The sequence below is a fragment of the Streptomyces sp. NPDC054961 genome (assembly GCF_053609145.1).
Genome location: NZ_JBSGWY010000065.1, coordinates 23,016 through 23,682, shown reverse-complemented (window position 1 = coordinate 23,682; position 667 = coordinate 23,016). Strand labels below are relative to the sequence as shown.

At 74.5% G+C, this 667-nt stretch carries 1 protein-coding gene; it reads right to left on the bottom strand.

All coding sequences use genetic code 11. The features are described from left to right. Positions 1–143 precede the first annotated feature (143 nt). Entirely contained in the window at positions 144–443 is a 300-nt protein-coding gene (locus ACWF9Z_RS34515) for a chitin binding peritrophin-A domain-containing protein (protein WP_453609255.1), read from the bottom strand. Between the last annotated feature and the right edge of the window lie 224 nt (positions 444–667).

The following is a 667-nucleotide window of genomic DNA, read 5'->3' as shown; positions in this document are numbered from 1 at the left end:
CCACGATGGCGCTAACACCCTGCGTGGGGGGGGCCCGCCCCCGGTAAAGTTCCCCCCGGTATACCCGGGCGAGGGGGGGGGGGGGCCCGCCCCCGGCGGCCCCCCCCCGCGCGCTCCCGTTTCATCAGCTCCGGCCCGCGTCCCTACTTCTGGCCGGCGGCCGGATTGCCGGCGTCCTCGGGCCGGTCGCAGATGTTCTGCCTCGGGTTGAAGTGGAGGCCGCGCGCGCAGTGGAACGTGTACGTCTCGCCCCATGAGCACTGGTAGTAAGTGGCCGGGTCATCCAGGTCCGCGATGAGGGCGCCGTGGGGGTGGCCGTCGCAGGGCGACCCGTCAGCGCTGGCGGTGGCGGTGGGGGTCTGCGCCGAAGCAGCGTACACCGGCAGACACAGGACACCCACCGCAAGGAAAGCGGAGGCCGCCAACCGGGAAACCTTGATCATTTATCGGCCCTTCACTGGAGACGGAAACGAAGTACGCCAGCACCGTGGCCGGATCACGGCCGGTACCGGGCGCCCGCTTCATGAACGCGGCCCGGCGCCTGTTGGTGACGGGTGCCCGAGCGGAGTGGCCTCCCCACCCTTCCGGCCCGGCCCGCGGGCGCCCCCCCGGGCGCCCGGGGGGGCGGGCGCGCCCCCGGGGGGCAAGACGGGCCCCCCGCGGCCCC

Coding starts and splice junctions, on each gene's coding strand:
- ACWF9Z_RS34515 (WP_453609255.1), bottom strand. CDS start 443: ATGATCAAGGTTTCCCGGTTGGCGGCCTCCGCTTTCCTTGCGGTGGGT.